General features: G+C 72.1%; 15 protein-coding genes. 10 read left to right on the top strand and 5 right to left on the bottom strand.

Annotation, left to right across the window (positions count from 1 at the left end):
- The first annotated feature begins 3 nt into the window (after positions 1-3).
- The 6 genes from ABEB09_RS13280 (at position 4) to ABEB09_RS13255 (ending at position 5,964) form a co-directional block, all read left to right on the top strand.
- Positions 4-1,230: a polysaccharide deacetylase family protein gene (locus ABEB09_RS13280; RefSeq protein WP_345690099.1), complete on the top strand. Its 1,227-nt coding sequence runs from the start codon at positions 4-6 to the stop codon at positions 1,228-1,230.
- Positions 1,231-1,307: 77 nt separating this feature from the next.
- Complete coding sequence (locus tag ABEB09_RS13275) at positions 1,308-1,925, top strand: TlpA family protein disulfide reductase (protein WP_345690098.1); 618 nt, start codon at positions 1,308-1,310, stop codon at positions 1,923-1,925.
- 3 nt (positions 1,926-1,928) lie between these two features.
- Positions 1,929-2,666 (top strand): cytochrome c biogenesis CcdA family protein, encoded by a 738-nt coding sequence (locus ABEB09_RS13270; RefSeq protein ID WP_345690097.1) that lies wholly within the window; start codon positions 1,929-1,931, stop codon positions 2,664-2,666.
- 5 nt (positions 2,667-2,671) lie between these two features.
- Positions 2,672-4,348: a cytochrome c biogenesis protein ResB gene (resB, locus tag ABEB09_RS13265; protein ID WP_345690096.1), complete on the top strand. Its 1,677-nt coding sequence runs from the start codon at positions 2,672-2,674 to the stop codon at positions 4,346-4,348.
- A complete protein-coding gene (ccsB, locus tag ABEB09_RS13260; protein WP_345690095.1) occupies positions 4,345-5,433 on the top strand; it encodes a c-type cytochrome biogenesis protein CcsB in 1,089 nt (362 codons plus the stop codon). The genes resB and ccsB overlap by 4 nt, the downstream gene beginning before the upstream one ends.
- Before the next feature lie 72 nt (positions 5,434-5,505).
- Positions 5,506-5,964, top strand: coding sequence for an SRPBCC domain-containing protein (locus ABEB09_RS13255; RefSeq protein WP_345690094.1), 459 nt, complete (start codon positions 5,506-5,508; stop codon positions 5,962-5,964).
- A gap of 60 nt (positions 5,965-6,024) precedes the next feature.
- Here the strand turns inward: ABEB09_RS13255 and ABEB09_RS13250 are convergent, their stop codons facing one another.
- Both ABEB09_RS13250 and ABEB09_RS13245 read right to left on the bottom strand, forming a co-directional pair.
- Positions 6,025-7,584: a type 1 periplasmic-binding domain-containing protein gene (locus ABEB09_RS13250; RefSeq protein WP_345690093.1), complete on the bottom strand. Its 1,560-nt coding sequence runs from the start codon at positions 7,582-7,584 to the stop codon at positions 6,025-6,027.
- Positions 7,585-7,589: 5 nt separating this feature from the next.
- Positions 7,590-9,428 carry a hypothetical protein gene (locus ABEB09_RS13245; RefSeq protein ID WP_345690092.1) on the bottom strand — a complete coding sequence of 613 codons (1,839 nt, stop codon included), beginning with the start codon at positions 9,426-9,428 and terminating at the stop codon, positions 7,590-7,592.
- A 466-nt stretch (positions 9,429-9,894) separates the two neighbouring features.
- On the opposite strand from ABEB09_RS13245, the gene ABEB09_RS13240 reads away from it, so the two are divergent.
- A complete protein-coding gene (locus ABEB09_RS13240; protein ID WP_345690091.1) occupies positions 9,895-10,836 on the top strand; it encodes a DMT family transporter in 942 nt (313 codons plus the stop codon).
- On the opposite strand, the gene ABEB09_RS13235 is transcribed toward ABEB09_RS13240, so the two are convergent.
- Both ABEB09_RS13235 and ABEB09_RS13230 read right to left on the bottom strand, forming a co-directional pair.
- The gene (locus ABEB09_RS13235; RefSeq protein ID WP_345690090.1) at positions 10,727-11,638 is read right to left on the bottom strand and encodes a LysR family transcriptional regulator; all 912 of its coding nucleotides are present in this window, start codon (positions 11,636-11,638) and stop codon (positions 10,727-10,729) included. The genes ABEB09_RS13240 and ABEB09_RS13235 overlap by 110 nt on opposite strands.
- 31 nt (positions 11,639-11,669) lie before the next feature.
- Positions 11,670-12,074, bottom strand: coding sequence for a PLD nuclease N-terminal domain-containing protein (locus tag ABEB09_RS13230; protein WP_345690089.1), 405 nt, complete (start codon positions 12,072-12,074; stop codon positions 11,670-11,672).
- Between the two features lie 133 nt (positions 12,075-12,207).
- Between ABEB09_RS13230 and ABEB09_RS13225 the strand changes: the two genes are divergently transcribed.
- The 3 genes from ABEB09_RS13225 (at position 12,208) to ABEB09_RS13215 (ending at position 15,350) form a co-directional block, all read left to right on the top strand.
- Positions 12,208-13,659, top strand: a complete 1,452-nt coding sequence (locus ABEB09_RS13225; protein ID WP_345690088.1) for a menaquinone biosynthesis decarboxylase — start codon at positions 12,208-12,210, stop codon at positions 13,657-13,659.
- Entirely contained in the window at positions 13,656-14,561 is a 906-nt protein-coding gene (gene mqnP / locus ABEB09_RS13220) for a menaquinone biosynthesis prenyltransferase MqnP (protein WP_345690087.1), read from the top strand. Before ABEB09_RS13225 ends, mqnP begins: the two co-directional genes overlap by 4 nt.
- 111 nt (positions 14,562-14,672) lie before the next feature.
- Complete coding sequence (locus ABEB09_RS13215) at positions 14,673-15,350, top strand: UbiX family flavin prenyltransferase (RefSeq protein ID WP_345690086.1); 678 nt, start codon at positions 14,673-14,675, stop codon at positions 15,348-15,350.
- A gap of 34 nt (positions 15,351-15,384) precedes the next feature.
- Here ABEB09_RS13215 and ABEB09_RS13210 read toward each other — a convergent pair whose 3' ends face one another.
- Positions 15,385-15,552, bottom strand: coding sequence for a hypothetical protein (locus ABEB09_RS13210; RefSeq protein ID WP_345690085.1), 168 nt, complete (start codon positions 15,550-15,552; stop codon positions 15,385-15,387).
- Between the last annotated feature and the right edge of the window lie 54 nt (positions 15,553-15,606).

The following is a 15,606-nucleotide window of genomic DNA, read 5'->3' as shown; positions in this document are numbered from 1 at the left end:
GCGATGCGCGGAATCAGCCGAAGGGGATTGCTGGGCGCGGGAGTTGGAGCCGTAGCCGCGATGGGAATGACCGGCTGCGGCTCCCTCCCCGGCCGTGACCGCGGGGACGGGAAGGGCGGCGGGGGCGAGCAGCCGCAAGGCGCGCCCCAGGGGCGGCTCATCGGCGACGGCTCCACTTCCGACACCGGAAAGCAGCCGCACCAGCCGCAGCGGCCCGTCCCGCTGGAGCCGGGCCAGACCCCGCCGCAGTTCGTGATCTTTTCCTGGGACGGCGCTGGCGAAGTCGGCAACGGCCTCTTCCCGCGTTTCCTGGAACTCGCGAAGAACCACGGCGCGGCGATGACCTTCTTCCTCTCCGGGATCTATCTGCTGCCCGAGTCGAAGAAAACCCTCTACCGCCCGCCGAACAACCGCATCGGCGCATCCGACATCGGATACCTCACCGACGCGCACATCAAGGACACCCTGAAATACGTCCGGCAGGCCTGGCTCGACGGCCATGAGATCGGCACCCACTTCAACGGCCACTTCTGCGCCGGTTCCGGATCCGTCGAGAAGTGGACCTCCGCCCAGTGGCAGGACGAGATCGACCAGGCGGTGAAGTTCGTCACCGAATGGAGGACCAACAGCGGCTGGACCGACCTCGACCCGCTGCCCTTCGACTACCGCAAGGAGCTCGTCGGCGGCCGCACGCCCTGCCTCCTCGGCCAGCAGAACCTGCTGCCCACGGCCAGGAAGCTCGGCTGGCGCTACGACGCGTCCTCGCCCGGCGGCCACCAGATGTGGCCCGTCGAGCGCCAGGGGATCTGGGACCTGCCGCTCCAGGCGATGCCGTTCCCCGGCCACTCGTTCGAGGTCCTGTCGATGGACTACAACATCCTCGCCAACCAGTCGCGGAATTCCACCCAGGGCATGCCGTCGCGCTATCCCGGCTGGCGGAAGCAGGCCACCGAGGCGTATCTCGCCGGATTCCGGCGCGCGTACGAGACGAATCGCGCGCCCTTCTTCATCGGCAACCACTTCGAGCAGTGGAACGGCGGCATCTACATGGACGCCGTGGAGGAAGCGCTCAAGGGGATGGCCGGCAAGAAGGACGTACGGCTCGTGTCGTTCCGGCAGTTCGTCGACTGGCTCGACGTCCAGGACCCGAAGATCCTGGAGAAGCTGCGCGGACTGCAGGTCGGGCAAACCCCGCCCGGTGGCTGGAACGCGTACCTCAAGGCCGTTTAGGCTCGCTTGACAAGGGGCTTTACGGGCACGCAGGGGGGTGCGCAAGATCCCCGAATCGCCCATGCGAAACTTTTCACATGAGCTTCAGCCGCGCCCCCCGAGGCCTTCTGCTCACCGCCTGCGCCCTGACGGCCGCGCTCACGCTCACGGCGTGCAGCGGGGAGTCCACCGGCAGGTCCGGCGGTGGCGGAGACACCAAGTTCGTCACCGGCACGGGCGGTATCGCCACCGTCGCCAAGGGTGAGCGCCAGGCGCCGAACAAGCTCGCCGGCGACACCGTCGACGGCGGGAAGCTCGACGTCGCCGACCTCAAGGGCAAGGTCGTCGTCCTCAACACCTGGGGCTCGTGGTGCACCCCGTGCCGCGCCGAGGCGCCGCACTTCGCCAAGGTCTCCAAGGAGCTGAAGCCCAAGGGCGTGGAGTTCGTCGGGATCAACACCCGCGACGCGCAGAAGTCCACGGCCGCCGCCTTCGAGGAGAACTTCGGGATCGCCTACCCGAGCCTGTACGACCGCTTCGGCTCGCTGATCCTCAACGGCTTCCCCAAGGGCACCCTCAACCCGCAGGGCATCCCCACCACCATCGTCCTCGACCGCGACGGCAAGATCGCCGCGCGGGCGCTGAAGGCGCTCAACGAGAAGGAACTGCGCTCCCTCGTCGAGCCGGTGCTCGCCGAGAAGGCCACGGGGCAGTAACCGATGAACGAGACGGTCTTCAGCGGGGCGCTCCTGCTCGCCCTGCCCGTCGCCGTGCTCGGCGGCCTGGTCTCCTTCTTCTCGCCGTGCGTGCTGCCGCTCGTCCCCGGCTACCTCTCGTACGTCACCGGGGTCACCGGCACCGACCTCGCCGAGGCCCGCCGGGGCCGGATGGCCGTCGGCGCCGGGCTGTTCGTCCTGGGCTTCTCCGCCGTGTTCATCTCCGGCGGCGCTCTGTTCGGCTACTCGGGCCAGACGCTGCTGGAGTACCGCGACACGCTGAGCCGCGTGCTGGGCGTGCTGATGGTCCTCCTCGGCGTCTTCTTCATGGGCTTCATGCCCTGGCTCACGCGCCGCGAGTTCCGCTTCCACACCCGCCCGGCCACCGGGCTCGTGGGGGCGCCCCTGCTCGGCGTGCTCTTCGGCGTCGGCTGGACCCCCTGCATCGGCCCGACGCTGGCCGCCGTCCAGGCCCTCGCCATCGACCAGGCGAGCGCCGGGCGCGGGGCGCTGCTCACCGCCGCGTACTGCCTCGGCCTCGGACTGCCGTTCATCGTCGCCGCCGTGGCCTTCCGCAAGGCGCTCGGCGCGTTCGGGTGGGTGAAGCGGCACTATGCCTGGGTGATGCGGATCGGTGGCGGCATGATGATCGCGACCGGCCTGCTGCTGCTCACCGGCGCGTGGGACGTCCTCGTGCAGGAGATGCAGGGCTGGTCCGACGGCTTCCAGGTGGGGATCTGAGTTCCATGAGCAAGACCGAGACACCGGAGCAGACCGACGCCGCGGCGCGGATGTCCACGGCGCCCGCCGAGGAGGAGGCCGGCGCGCCGCCCGCGCTCGGCGTCATCGGCTGGACGCGTTGGTTCTGGCGGCAGCTGACGTCCATGCGGGTCGCCCTGATCCTGCTCTTCCTGCTGTCCCTCGGCTCCGTGCCGGGGTCCCTGATCCCGCAGAACAGCGTCGACGAGACGAAGGTGCGCGCCTTCAAGGAGGCCAACCCCACGCTCGGGCCCCTCTACGAGAAGCTCCAGCTCTTCGACGTCTACACCTCGGTGTGGTTCTCCGCGATCTACATCCTGCTGTTCGTCTCGCTGATCGGCTGCATCGTCCCGCGCGCCTGGCAGTTCGCCGGGCAGCTGCGCGGACTGCCGCCCGGCGCCCCGAAGCGGCTCACCCGGCTGCCCGCGTACGCCACGTGGCGCACCGAGGCCACGCCCGACGAGGTCCGCGAGGCGGCACTGACGCTGCTGAAGAAGCACCGCTTCCGGGCCCGTACGGCCGGTGACGCCGTCGCCGCCGAGAAGGGCTACCTGCGCGAGGCCGGCAATCTGCTGTTCCACGTCGCGCTCATCGTGATGCTCGTGGCCTTCGCCTGCGGGCAGCTCTTCAAGTCCGAGGGCGGCAAGCTGATCGTCGAGGGCGACGGCTTCGCCAACACGCTCACGCAGTACGACGACTTCCGCTCCGGCTCGCTGTTCTCCCTCGAGGACCTGTCGCACTTCAGCTTCGTCCTCGACCAGTTCAGCGGCACGTACGAGCCGGACGGGCCGCAGCGCGGCACGCCCCGCACGTTCGAGGCGGCCGTCACGTACTCCGAGAAGGGCGGCCCCGACAAGAAGGGCGTCATCCGCGTCAACGAGCCCCTGGAGGTCGACGGCGCCAAGGTGTACCTGCTGGAGCACGGCTACGCCCCCGTCGTCACCGTCAGGGACGGCCGCGGCAGGGTCGTCCACAAGGGCGCCGTGCCGCTGCTGCCCCTCGACAGCAACGTCACCTCCACCGGCGTCCTCAAGGTCATGGACGGCTACCGGGACGGGAAGGGCCGGAAGGACATGCTGGGCTTCCCGCTGCGGTTCGTCCCGACGTACGCGGAGGACGCCCAGAACCGGATGTTCTCGCAGTTCCCCGCGCTCGCGTACCCGGTGCTGCTGACCTCCGCCTACCACGGGGACCTGCGCGTCGACTCCGGCGTCCCGCAGAACGTGTACCAGCTGGACACCAGCAAGATGACGCAGTTCAAGGACGCCAAGGGCGAGCCGCTGAAGAAGAAGCTGCTGCCGGGCGAGACCATGCAGCTGCCCGGTGGGGCCGGCTCGATCACCTTCGAGAAGGAGATCAAGGAGTGGGCCAGCTTCCAGATCTCCCAGCAGCCCGCCAACGGCTGGGCGCTGGCCGGCGCCGTCGCCGCGATCGCGGGTCTCGTCGGGTCGCTGTTCATCCAGCGGCGCCGGGTCTGGGTCCGGGCCGTCGAGGGCGAGGACGGGGTGACCGTCCTGGAGATGGCGGCGCTGGGCCGCAGCGAGTCCGCCAAGGTCCCCGAGGAGCTGGCCGACCTGGCCGCCGCGCTCCACTCCGTGGCGCCGACCGCGCCGGAAGCAGAACCAGCAGAGCCTGACGTCGACGTCGAAAGGGACGGGAAATGAGTCTGGCCGCCGCCACCAACGAGAACCTGGCGCAGATCAGCAATGTGCTCGTCTACTCGGCGATGGCCGTGTACACGCTGGCGTTCCTGGCGCACATCGCCGAGTGGGTGCTCGGCAGCCGCAGCAAGGTCGGCCGCACCGCCGCCGCGCTGACCGGCACCGCCGCGGCCGCCGCGCCCGCCGTGCAGGTGCGGGGCGGGCAGCGGGCCGGCGCCACCGCCGTCCTCGACAAGCCGAAGGTCGTCACCCGGTCCTCCACCGGGGCGCGGGACGTCCCGGACGGCCCCGGCGCCGCCGGCGACGACGAGAAGGGCGACCTGTACGGCCGGATCGCGGTCTCGCTGACCACGCTCGCGTTCCTGATCGAGGCCGGCGGCGTCGTCGCCCGCGCCCTGTCGGTGCAGCGGGCCCCGTGGGGCAACATGTACGAGTTCTCCACCACCTTCTCCACGGTGGTGGTCGGCGCGTACCTGGCGTTCCTCCTCGCGAAGAAGAACGTCCGCTGGCTCGGCCTGCCGCTCGTCACCACCGTCCTGCTCGACCTGGGCGTGGCCACGACCTGGCTGTACACCGAGAGCGACCAGCTCGTCCCGGCCCTCGACTCGTACTGGCTCTACATCCACGTCTCGACCGCGATCTTCTGCGGTGCGGTCTTCTACCTGGGCGCGGTCGCCACGCTCCTCTACCTGTTCCGCGACACGTACGAGGCCAAGGTGGCCCGCGGCGAGGAGACCGGCGGCTTCGCCCGGTCCGTCCTGGAGCGGCTGCCGTCGGCGGCCAGCCTGGACAAGTTCGCGTACCGCATCAACGCCGCCGTCTTTCCGCTGTGGACGTTCACGATCATCGCGGGCGCCATCTGGGCCGGCGACGCCTGGGGCCGCTACTGGGGCTGGGACGCCAAGGAGGTCTGGTCCTTCATCACCTGGGTCGCCTACGCCGCGTACCTGCACGCCCGCGCGACCGCCGGCTGGAAGGGCCGCAAGGCCTCGTACGTGGCGCTGATCGCGTTCGCGTGCTGGCTGTTCAACTACTACGGCGTCAACCTGTTCGTGAACAGCCTGCACGGCTACTCCGGCGTCCAGTGAGCGTCCGGTGAGCGCCCACGGCCGGCGTCCGGTGAGGTAGCGCGCCCGCACCGGGCGCGCGACGCTGGAGGCATGGACGCCACAGCCGCCGGCACCAGCGAGAGCCGCGGCGACCTCCACGTCGTTCGGTTCGTGGTGCCCCTGCCGTACCCCGAGGAGGACGTCTGGCCCTCCCTCGCGACCCGGGAGGGCCTGCGGTCCTGGCTGGCCGAAGCCGACCCGCTGGAACCCCGCCTCGGCGGGGCGGTCGCCCTGCGCTGGGTGGACGACCCGGAGGCCGCTGCCGTGGCCGGGACGGTCACGGCGTGGGACGTGGAGCGGATCGTCGAGTACTCGCTGTCCGGGGACGGCGGGCGGGTCCGGTTCCACCTGGAGCCGGGCGAGCACGGTGACCGGCTGGCCACGGTCCTCCGGTTCACGCACGGGTTCCACGGTTCCGACGCGCTGCGCGAGGAGCGCCTCGCCGCCTGGCGCGACCGCTTCGGGCGCCTCGCGGCCGCACTCCAGGACCGGCCGCGGGCACGGCTGTAGGCCCGCGGGCCCGCTGCGGGTCCGACGCCCGGCAGCGGGCTCGGGCGCCGTCCGCGGGCGCTACGACCGGCGCGGCGGCATGCAGTTGTCCGCCGGCGGCTTGCCCTCCGGCCAGGCCAGCGCCACGAATTTCGGGGTCGTGTTCGTCAGCTCCACCACCGGGACCGCCTTGTTGTACGGGTTGCCGTAGTTGTCCAGGCAGATCCAGCCGCTCGCCCCCTCGACCTTCAGCGGCCCCTTCACCTGCGGCCACTGCCGGCCCACGTCCGCCACCGCCGGCCCCCACTGGCCCGGCGGCGTCGCCTCGCGGATCGCCCGGACCGCCAGCGCCATCGCGTCGTACGCGATGATGGCCTGCCCGTCGGCGAGCGTGGCGGGCCCGAACGGGCCGATGGGCCCCGTCGGCGCCTTCGACGCCTCGCCCAGCATCCGCAGGAACTCGGCGTACGCCGCCGGCGACCCGCCCGTCCTCGGCGGGGCGTACCGGCCCGCGGCCCGCCACGCGTCCGGGTGCGCCAGCGCGGCGTAGCGGACCGTCAGCCCCGAGTCGAGCGCCTCCCGGTCGAGCTGCCGGTCCGCGCCCAGGTAGGAGGCCTCGTCACCGGTGAGCAGCGTGAACCTGCGTTCCTTGCAGCCGCGTGCCCCCAGCGCGTTGATGAACTGCCGCAGCTGGGTGTGGCGCCCGGCGAAGAACACGGTCTCCGCGCGCGTGTCGCACACCAGGTGCGTGATCTGCCGGAACGTGTTGGCGGTGGTGCCCTCGGCGTTCGGGTCCTCGGCGGAGGTGAACAGCTGCGGCTCGTACGGGGACTTCTTCAGCAGCGTGGAGAAGGCGTTCTTCAGGGTGTCCGTGTAGTGGTCGCCGGTCCGCGTGTCGTGGACCAGGAGCGCCTTGGCGGAGTCGACCGCGCCGAAGTCGGCCAGGGCGCGGGCCTCGTCGCCGTTGGTGGGGGAGACCCGGGCGAGGCCGGGGAACGGGCTGCGGCGGGGGCCGTTGGCGATGTCGTCGGCGGTGATGGTGGTGCCGACGACGGCGATGCCCGCCTTGGTCAGCTCGCCCACCGCCCCGCGCACCGCCGCGTTGCTCGTGGCGATGCCCGACACGGCCCGCAGCCGGTGCGGGTCGCCGGTCAGCGTCTTGAGCTGGTCGACCGTCCGCTTCCAGTGGACGTTGTCCTTGCCGGTGTTGGCGAGGAGCAGCCGGATCTTCGGGGTCTGGTTGTTGTCGCGGTTCGCCCGGTACTGCTCGGCGAACGCGCCCTGCAGCTCGTGCAGCACCTTCTGCGGCAGCCCGCCGCCCGTCGACGTCAGCGGCAGCAGCAGCGCGACCGTCGCGTACCGGCCCCCGCGCAGCGTGGCGTTCTCCCGGCCGATGGCGGCCGCCACCGGGGCCAGGTGCGGCTGGCCGAAGTCGTAGCCGTCCCCGGCGATGGCCACGCCCACGCACTCGCCGCTGCCCTGCGGCCGCTCGACGCCGGGCGCGCACGAGCGGTCCTCGGGAGTGGTGGCCCGGTCGACGACGACGAACGTGCCCCAGACCAGCAGGGCCAGCACCACCGTACTGGTGACGATCTTCTGCCGGGCGGTGTAGAAGACGCGGTAGCGCAGGGGATTCCGCATGCTCGTCAGGCTCCGTCCTCCGGCCCCGGCGGCGACGACAGGCTCCGCCAGGCCCGGATGTCCCTCGGCCAGTGGGTGGCCGCGTCCCACAGCAGGCTGTTGCCGGTCAGATGCCGGCCGGACAGCTGGCGCAGCTCGTACGCCAGCTTGTCGATCACGTCCTCGTCGGGCAGCGCCAGCGGGTCGGTGAGCAGCCACACCGCGTGCAGCAGCCGCCGCACGGACAGGTGCAGCGACACGCCCTCCGCGTCCAGGCCCTCCGGCGGCGCCCCGCCCGGGTCCTGCCCGAGGGCCAGCGCCCGGCGCGGGTCGGGCCCCGGGCGGTGCAGCTCGCGCGGGTACGGCGCCGAGGCGATGAACCGCAACCGGTCCAGCCAGCCCCGCACGTCAGGGTCGGGGAAGGCGCCCCGCAGCTCGGTGACGGCCCCCTCCGCGCGCCCGAGGGCCAGCTCCTGGCGCAGCCGGTACGGCGTGGGTTCGGGCCCGTAGTGCCGGTGCAGCGTCTCGTGGACGGCCCGCCACGCCGCGTACGCGGGCGCGTCCCCGTCCTGGAACCGCAGCCGGTGCAGCAGCAGGGCCCGCAGCAGCGGGTCGGCCACGAAGTGCGCGGGCCCGTCCGGCCAGCCGTCGGCCCGCAGCGCGTCCCGGATCCGCAGCGCCACGTCCCCGTCGGCCGACGCGGCCCGCAGCCGGGTGCGGGCCAGCGCCCGCGCCGACTGCTCGTCGTGCGCGGCGGCCAGCACCGCCAGCAGGGCCGGCTCCTCGGGCCGCAGGTCCGGCAGCAGCTCGGCCAGCAGCGTGTCGGCGACCGGCCTGACCGGCGCGTCCTCCCGCAGCTCCACCGTCAGGTCCAGCAGCGCTCCCGGCGTGAGGGTGGCCCGCACGCCCGCGGGGGCCTCGCCGGCCGCGCGCCCGAGGAGGGCCACGCCCAGCGGCCGGCCCCCGGTGAGCCGGTGCACCCCGCCCGGCAGGTTCGCGGGGGTGCGCCCGGCCGGGTCGTACCGGTCGATGAGGCTGCGCGTGTGGGCGGCGCTCAGCGGGGTCAGCTCGACGACGAGGACGCCCGAGGTGATGTCCGCGCCCCGGGGGCACGGCGCCCGGTGGGCGACCTCCGGCAGGCGCACCCGGGTGGCGTGGCGCAGCACATCGTGGCCGCCGTCGCGGGAGGCGGCGACGACCACGAGCCGGTCGCGGCGGCCGTCGGTGCGGTGGCGCAGGACCGGCTCGACGAGCCGGCGGCCGAGCGGCACGTGCGCGTTGTCCAGGAGGACGACGGGGCGGCCCCGCCGGGTGCCGCGCCGGGTGAGGCCCACGTAGGCGCGGCGCAGGTCCTCCGCCAGCGCGGCGACGAGGAACCCCTCGGCCTCGGCGCGGCGCCCGCTGTGCGAGAAGTCCACCGCTAGCTGGTGCAGGCCGACCTTGCCGTTGCCGCCGGCGTTGCGGTAGGAGCCGTACCAGGCCTCGGTCCTGCGCTGGTACCGGCCGAACACCTCCTCCAGGACGGTCTCCACGGTCGCCTCGGCGAGGAGCCCGGCGAGCGGGGCGGTGGACTCGGCGGCGGTCGAGGCGAGCTTGGCGAGGACCTTGGTGACCCAGGTGGTGGCCGCGCCCTTGGTCTCGTCGACGGTCGCCAGGACCGGGCCCAGGCGCTGGAGGTCGCGCCGGGCGCGCTCGTCGTCCTCCTGGGACCAGCTGATGCTGGCCACGGCGGCCAGGCCCAGCGACAGCCGGGGGAACTCCACGGGCCGGGCCGACAGCACCCGCGGCGACAGCTGCACGGCCAGCTCGGCGAGCGCGCCCGTGACGGGCGACCAGCCGGGGCCGTGGTCGAGCGGCTCCTCCACCCGGGCGCAGTCGAGCAGCGCGAGTGGGGTGCCGCCCGGTAGGCGTTGCGTATCTGCTTCAGCAGCGCGGTCTTGCCCATGCCGCGGCCGCCGGTGAAGACCGTGACGGGCGGGTCGTCGCCGTGCTCGTAGTCGACCGGGGCGAAGCTGTACGGGGCCAGGCCGGTCAGGCGTGCGACGAGGCCGGTCGGATCGAGGACCGCCTCACGGCCGTACAGCTCTCTGTCCACCCGCCACCCCCGTAGCGACAGCGCCACAAGACACGTCCTGTCACACCTTCAGGTGAAGGATAGCCAAGGGTGGTCGACAAGACGCGGAGAGTTTTCGAACTGGTGCCGGTACGCCGCGGATTCGTCCTCCTCTTCGGGTGCCGGCCGGGTCCCATCGGCCGGGTCGATGGGGCCATCGGCAGGACGCCCCACTGGCTCGTGGACCCGTCGGTACCGCCGTCCGTAGCGTCGTGGCCATGAGAAACGAAACCAGGGGCACCCTCGAACTGACCCTCGCCATGGTCCTGTCCGGCACCCTCGGCGTCTTCGTCGTGGAGTCCGGCGCCTCCCCCTTCACCGTCGTCCTCTTCCGCTGCCTCTTCGGCGCCGCCGCACTCGGTGCCTACGCCCTGGCACGCGGCTACTTCACCGGCCACGGCTTCACGCCCCGCAAGCTCGGACTGGCGGCGCTGGGCGGGGTGTTCATCGTCTTCAACTGGGTGTTCCTCTTCGAGGCGTACGAGGCGACCTCGATCTCCTTCGCGACCGTCGTCTACCACACCCAGCCCTTCTACGTGGTGCTGCTCGGCGCGCTGGTCCTGCGCGAGCGGCTGACCGCCGCCAAACTCGGCTGGCTGGCCGTCGCGTTCGCCGGCCTCGTCCTGGTCGCCGGCGTCCGGCCCGGGGACACCGGCTCGCTCGAGGGCCTGGGCTTCGCCCTGCTGGCCGCCGTCCTGTACGCGGTCTCGACGATCGTCACCAAGCGGGTCACCGGCGTGCGCCCGCACCTCGTCGCCCTCGTCCAGGTGCTCGTGGGCGTCCCGCTGCTGCTGCCGTTCGCCTCCTTCGGCGAGCTGGGCGGCCTGGGCGCCGGCTGGGCGTGGCTCGCCGGGCTCGGCGTCATCCACACGGGCCTGATGTACGTGCTGATGTACGCCGCCTACCAGAAGCTGCCCACCGCGAAGATCGCCGTGCTGGCCTTCACCTACCCGGCCGTCGCCATGGTCGTCGACTGGGCGGTGTACGGCCACCACATCGGCCTGGTGCAGGCGCTCGGGCTGCCGCTGATCGTGCTGGCCAGCCTGAAGGTCACGCTGCCGGCTGCCCCGACTGCTCCCGCACGAGCCGCCGCGACTGCTCCACGAACAGCCGCACATGGGCCGGCAGCCGCTTCCCCCGCCGCCAGGCGAGCTGGGTGAACAGCGTGAACGACGGCCGCCAGGCCAGCTCGGCCAGGGTCCCGCCGGCCAGCTCCCGCGCCACGGTCACCCGCGGCAGCAGGGCGACGCCCAGGCCGGCGGCGACACCGCTCTTGGTCGCCTCGATCGTGCCGAACTCCAGGAACACCGGGCGCTCGTCGGGCCCCGCGGCCGTCCGCAGCTCCGCCTCGAACAGGTCGCGGTACGCACACCCCGGCTCCGGCCCCACGAGCTGTCCGGCCGCCAGCTCGGCGGTCGTCAGCCCGTCGCGCCCGACCAGCGGATGCGTGGGCGCCGCCACCAGGACCAGCGGCTCCTCGGTGAGCACCTCGCTCTCCAGGCCCTCGTGCTCGCTCTCCGCCTCCATCAGGAACCCGATGTCGTACGTGCCCCGGCGCAGCGCCTGCCGGGTCTCGTCGCCGAGCGTGGGCCGCAGCGCCAGCCGCACCTTCGGATAGCGGTGGTGGAACAGCTCCAGCAGGGCGGGCAGCCGGTAGGAGGTCAGCGACTCCATGGTGCCGACGGTGACGGTCCCGGCCGGCTCCTCGGCCTCCGCGACCGCCGTGCGCGCCTCGTCCGCGAGCGCGATGATCTGCCGCGCGTACGGCAGCAGCCGCTCACCGGCCTCGGTGAGCCGGATACGGCTGCCGAGCCGGTCGAACAGCTCGGTCCCGAGCGACGCCTCCAGCGACCGGATCTGGGCCGTGACGCTGGACTGGGCGTAGGCCAGCTCCGCGGCGGCCCGCGTGAAGCTGAGCACGGTCGCGACCTTCTCGAAGGTCACCAGCAGCCGGAGCTCCATGGGTCCCCGCCCGTCCTCGTCCGCCGGCCCGTCAGGACTTCGGGGTGTCGTCGTCGCCCTTGTCGCCGTTCTCCTCGCGGCGCTTCAGCTCCTCCTCGCGCCGGCGCAGGTCGGCCTCCCAGTCCTTGAGGAGCGACTCGTCCTTCTTGTTCTCGTCGCGCAGGGACTTGAGGAACTCGGGGTTGTCGTCCGGCGCGACCCACTCCATGCGGTGGTTGCGGTGCCACTCGCTCGGCGTCCGCCCGCCCGCCGGGGCCCGGCGCGTCTTGCCCGCCGCGAGCCAGACGATCGGCCCGACGATCCAGAACAGCAGGATGATGAAGATCCACGCGACCTTCGGCAGGTGCTTGGCCTCGTCCTCGGGGGTGTTCAGGCAGTCGATGAACGCGTAGATCGTCAGTGCGATCGGCAGGATGTACATCAGTGCCCTGAGCATGTGGGACGGCCCCCTGAATGCGTTGGCGGGCCGCGTTTCGACAGCCCAGGTGACACGCCCAGCCTAGCCGGTGCCCGCCGCGCCGTTCCGGGCCCTGTCGGCCTCCGGAAACGGCTCGGGGATACTGGGGCGCATGGCTTACGACGATCTCCGCTCGCTGCTCAGAGCGCTGGAGCGCGAAGGCGACCTCAAGCGCATCAAGGCCGAAGTCGATCCGCACCTGGAGGTCGGGGAGATCGTCGACCGGGTCCAGAAGTCCGGCGGCCCCGCCCTCCTGTTCGAGAACGTCAAGGGCTCGGACATGCCCCTGGCGATGAACGTGTTCGGCACCGACCGCCGCCTCCTCAAGGCGCTCGGACTGGCGTCGTACGACGAGATCAGCGAGAAGATCGGCGGACTGCTCAAGCCCGAGCTGCCCAGCAGCTTCGTCGGCGTGCGCGAGGCCTTCGGCAAGCTCGGCGCCATGACCCACGTCCCGCCGAAGAAGGTCAAGGACGCCCCCGTGCAGGAAGTCGTCCTGCGCGGCGACGACGTGGACCTCGACCGGCTGCCGGCCCTGTTCACCTGGCCCAAGGACGGCGGCTCCTTCTTCAACCTGGGCCTCACCCACACCAAGCACCCCGAGACCGGCATCCGGAACCTCGGCCTCTACCGCCTCCAGCGCCACGACCGGCGCACCATCGGCATGCACTGGCAGATCCACAAGGACAGCCGCAACCACTACCAGGTCGCCGCCCGGCGCGGTGAGCGGCTGCCCGTCGCCATCGCCTTCGGCGCCCCGCCGGCCGTCACGTACGCGTCGACCGCGCCGCTGCCGGAGGACATCGACGAGTACCTGTTCGCGGGCTTCCTCCAGGGCAAGCGGATCGAGATGGTCGACTGCAAGACCGTCCCGCTCCAGGTCCCGGCGCACGCCGAGGTCGTGCTGGAGGGCTGGCTGGAGCCCGGCGTGATGAAGCCGGAGGGCCCGTTCGGCGACCACACCGGCTTCTACACGCCGCAGGAGGACTTCCCGGCGCTGACCATCGACTGCGTCACGATGCGGCGCCGCCCGCTGCTCCAGTCGATCGTGGTGGGCCGCCCGCCGACGGAGGACGGCCCGCTGGGCCGCGCGACGGAGCGTTTCTTCCTCCCCCTGCTGAAGATCATCGTGCCGGACATCGTGGACTACCACCTGCCGGAGTCCGGCGGCTTCCACAACTGCGTGATCGTCTCGATCCGCAAGAAGTACCCGAAGCACGCCCAGAAGGTCATGCACGCCATCTGGGGCGCGCACATGCTGTCGCTGGAGAAGCTGATCGTGGTCGTCGACGACGACTGCGACGTGCACAACTACCACGAGGTGGCGTGGCGGGCCCTCGGCAACGTCGACTACTCCCGCGACCTGACCGTCGTCGAAGGCCCGGTCGACCACCTCGACCACGCCTCCTACCAGCAGTTCTGGGGCGGCAAGGCGGGCATCGACGCCACGGCCAAGTGGCCCGAGGAGGGCTACGTACGGGACGGCGGCTGGCCGGACATGGTCGAGTCCGACCCGGCGACGGCCGCCCTGGTGACCCGGCGGTGGAAGGAGTACGGCCTGTGAGCGGCGCCGCCGCGGCGGCCGTGCCCGCGCGGGGCCGCACCCGCGCGTTCCTGCGGCTCGTGATGATCGAGCACTCGGTCTTCGCGCTGCCCTTCGCCTATATCGCCGCCCTCACCGCGATGTTCCTCCAGGACCGGTCCGTCCACTGGTGGGAGCTGCTGCTGGTGACGCTCGCCATGGTCGGGCTGCGGACGTTCGCGATGGCCGTGAACCGGATCATCGACCGGGAGATCGACGCCCGCAACCCCCGCACCGCCCAGCGCGAGCTGGTCACCGGCGCGATGTCCGTACGGCACGCCTGGACCGGGGCGCTCGTCGCGCTCGTGGTCTTCCTCGGCGCGGCCGCCCTGCTCAACCCGCTGTGCCTGGCGCTGGCGCCGGTCGCCGTCGTCCCGATGGTGGTCTATCCGTACGGCAAGCGGTTCACGAACTTCCCGCAGGCCATCCTGGGCCTCGCCCAGGCCATCGCGCCGGTCGGCGGCTGGCTGGCGGTCACCGGCGCCTGGTCGTGGGAGGCGGTGATCCTGGGCCTCGCCGTCGGCGTCTGGATCGGCGGCTTCGACCTGATCTACGCCTGCCAGGACGTGGAGACCGACCGGGCGACGGGCGTGAAGTCCGTGCCGGCCCGCTTCGGCATCCCCGCGGCCGTCTGGGGCGCCCGCGGCTGCCACGCGGTCACGATGGCGCTGTTCGTCTGGTTCGCGCTGGTCACGGACGCGGGGCTGTGGTTCTGGACGGGCCTGGTGATCGTCGCGGGTGCGTTCCTGTACGAGCACACCATCGTCCGCCCCCACGACCTGTCCCGCCTGAACCGGGCGTTCTTCACGGTCAACGGCTTCATCGGCATCGCGCTCTTCGGGTGCGCGCTGCTGGACCTGGTGGTGCGCGGCCTCACGGTGTGAGCGGCACCACCGCACTGGGGGCTCCGCCCCCAGACCCCCGTATCGAACCTTCGGTGCTCGTCCTCAAACGCCGGACGGGCTTGAAATGCGGTTCGGGATAGGCTCAGCGGCGTGGAGCCGGTAGAAGCGCAGCGTCGTCCGTGGGTCGTCGGGGTGTCGGGGGCGTCGGGGACGCCGTACGCCGCCGCCGTGCTGCGCGGGCTGATCGCCGCGGGTGAGAGCGTCGACCTGGTGGTGTCCAGGGCGTCGCGGCTGACCCTGCTCGACGAGACGGGGATCGCCTTCCGGGACGCGCACTGGCGCGGGGACCTGGAGGAGTGGCTGGCCCGGGGCGCGGACGGCAAGCCGCGGACGTTCGACGTCGACGTGGCGGCCGCGGACATACGGCACTGGGCGGCGGGCGACCTGGCCGCCGGGCCGTCCTCGGGCTCGTACCCGGCCAAGGGGATGCTCATCGTGCCCGCGTCCACGGCGTGCGTCGCCGGGGTGGCGCTGGGCCTGTCGAAGGACCTGCTCCAGCGGACGGCGAGCGTGACGCTCAAGGAGCGGCGGCCGCTGGTGGTCGCGGTGCGGGAGACCCCGCTGAGCGGTCAGACGCTGAAGCAGCTGGTGGCGCTGGACGAGGCGGGCGCCGTGGTGCTGCCCGCCTCTCCGGCGTTCTACGCGGGGGCGACGCACATCCAGGATCTGGTGGACTTCGTCGCCGGGCGGGTGCTCGACGCGGCCGGGGTGCCGCATCGGCTGTACCGCCGCTGGAAGGGAGAGCTGGGTGCCTCCCGTACGGACTGACCGGGCGGACCGCCCGGCCTCCGTGCGCCGTGCGTCAGTGCTTCTTGCCGGTCACCCGGAACAGGGCGCGGCCGGCGGAGGTGGTGCCCGCCGCGCGGCGCGTGGCGGTGGCGGACTTGCGGACACGCGAGCGGCTGGCCTGCTCCTGCAGGGAACGCATCTGGGCGTAGGCCATCTCGATCGTGTACACGGTGAGTGTCATCTCCTCAGGGATCGTCGTTGATCAACTGACTGAATCGCAGGGTGGCAGCCCTGC

Origin of the sequence: Streptomyces coeruleoprunus, assembly GCF_039542925.1 — a bacterium.
GTDB lineage: Bacteria > Actinomycetota > Actinomycetes > Streptomycetales > Streptomycetaceae > Streptomyces > Streptomyces coeruleoprunus.
This window is presented reverse-complemented; position numbering and strand designations above follow the sequence as displayed.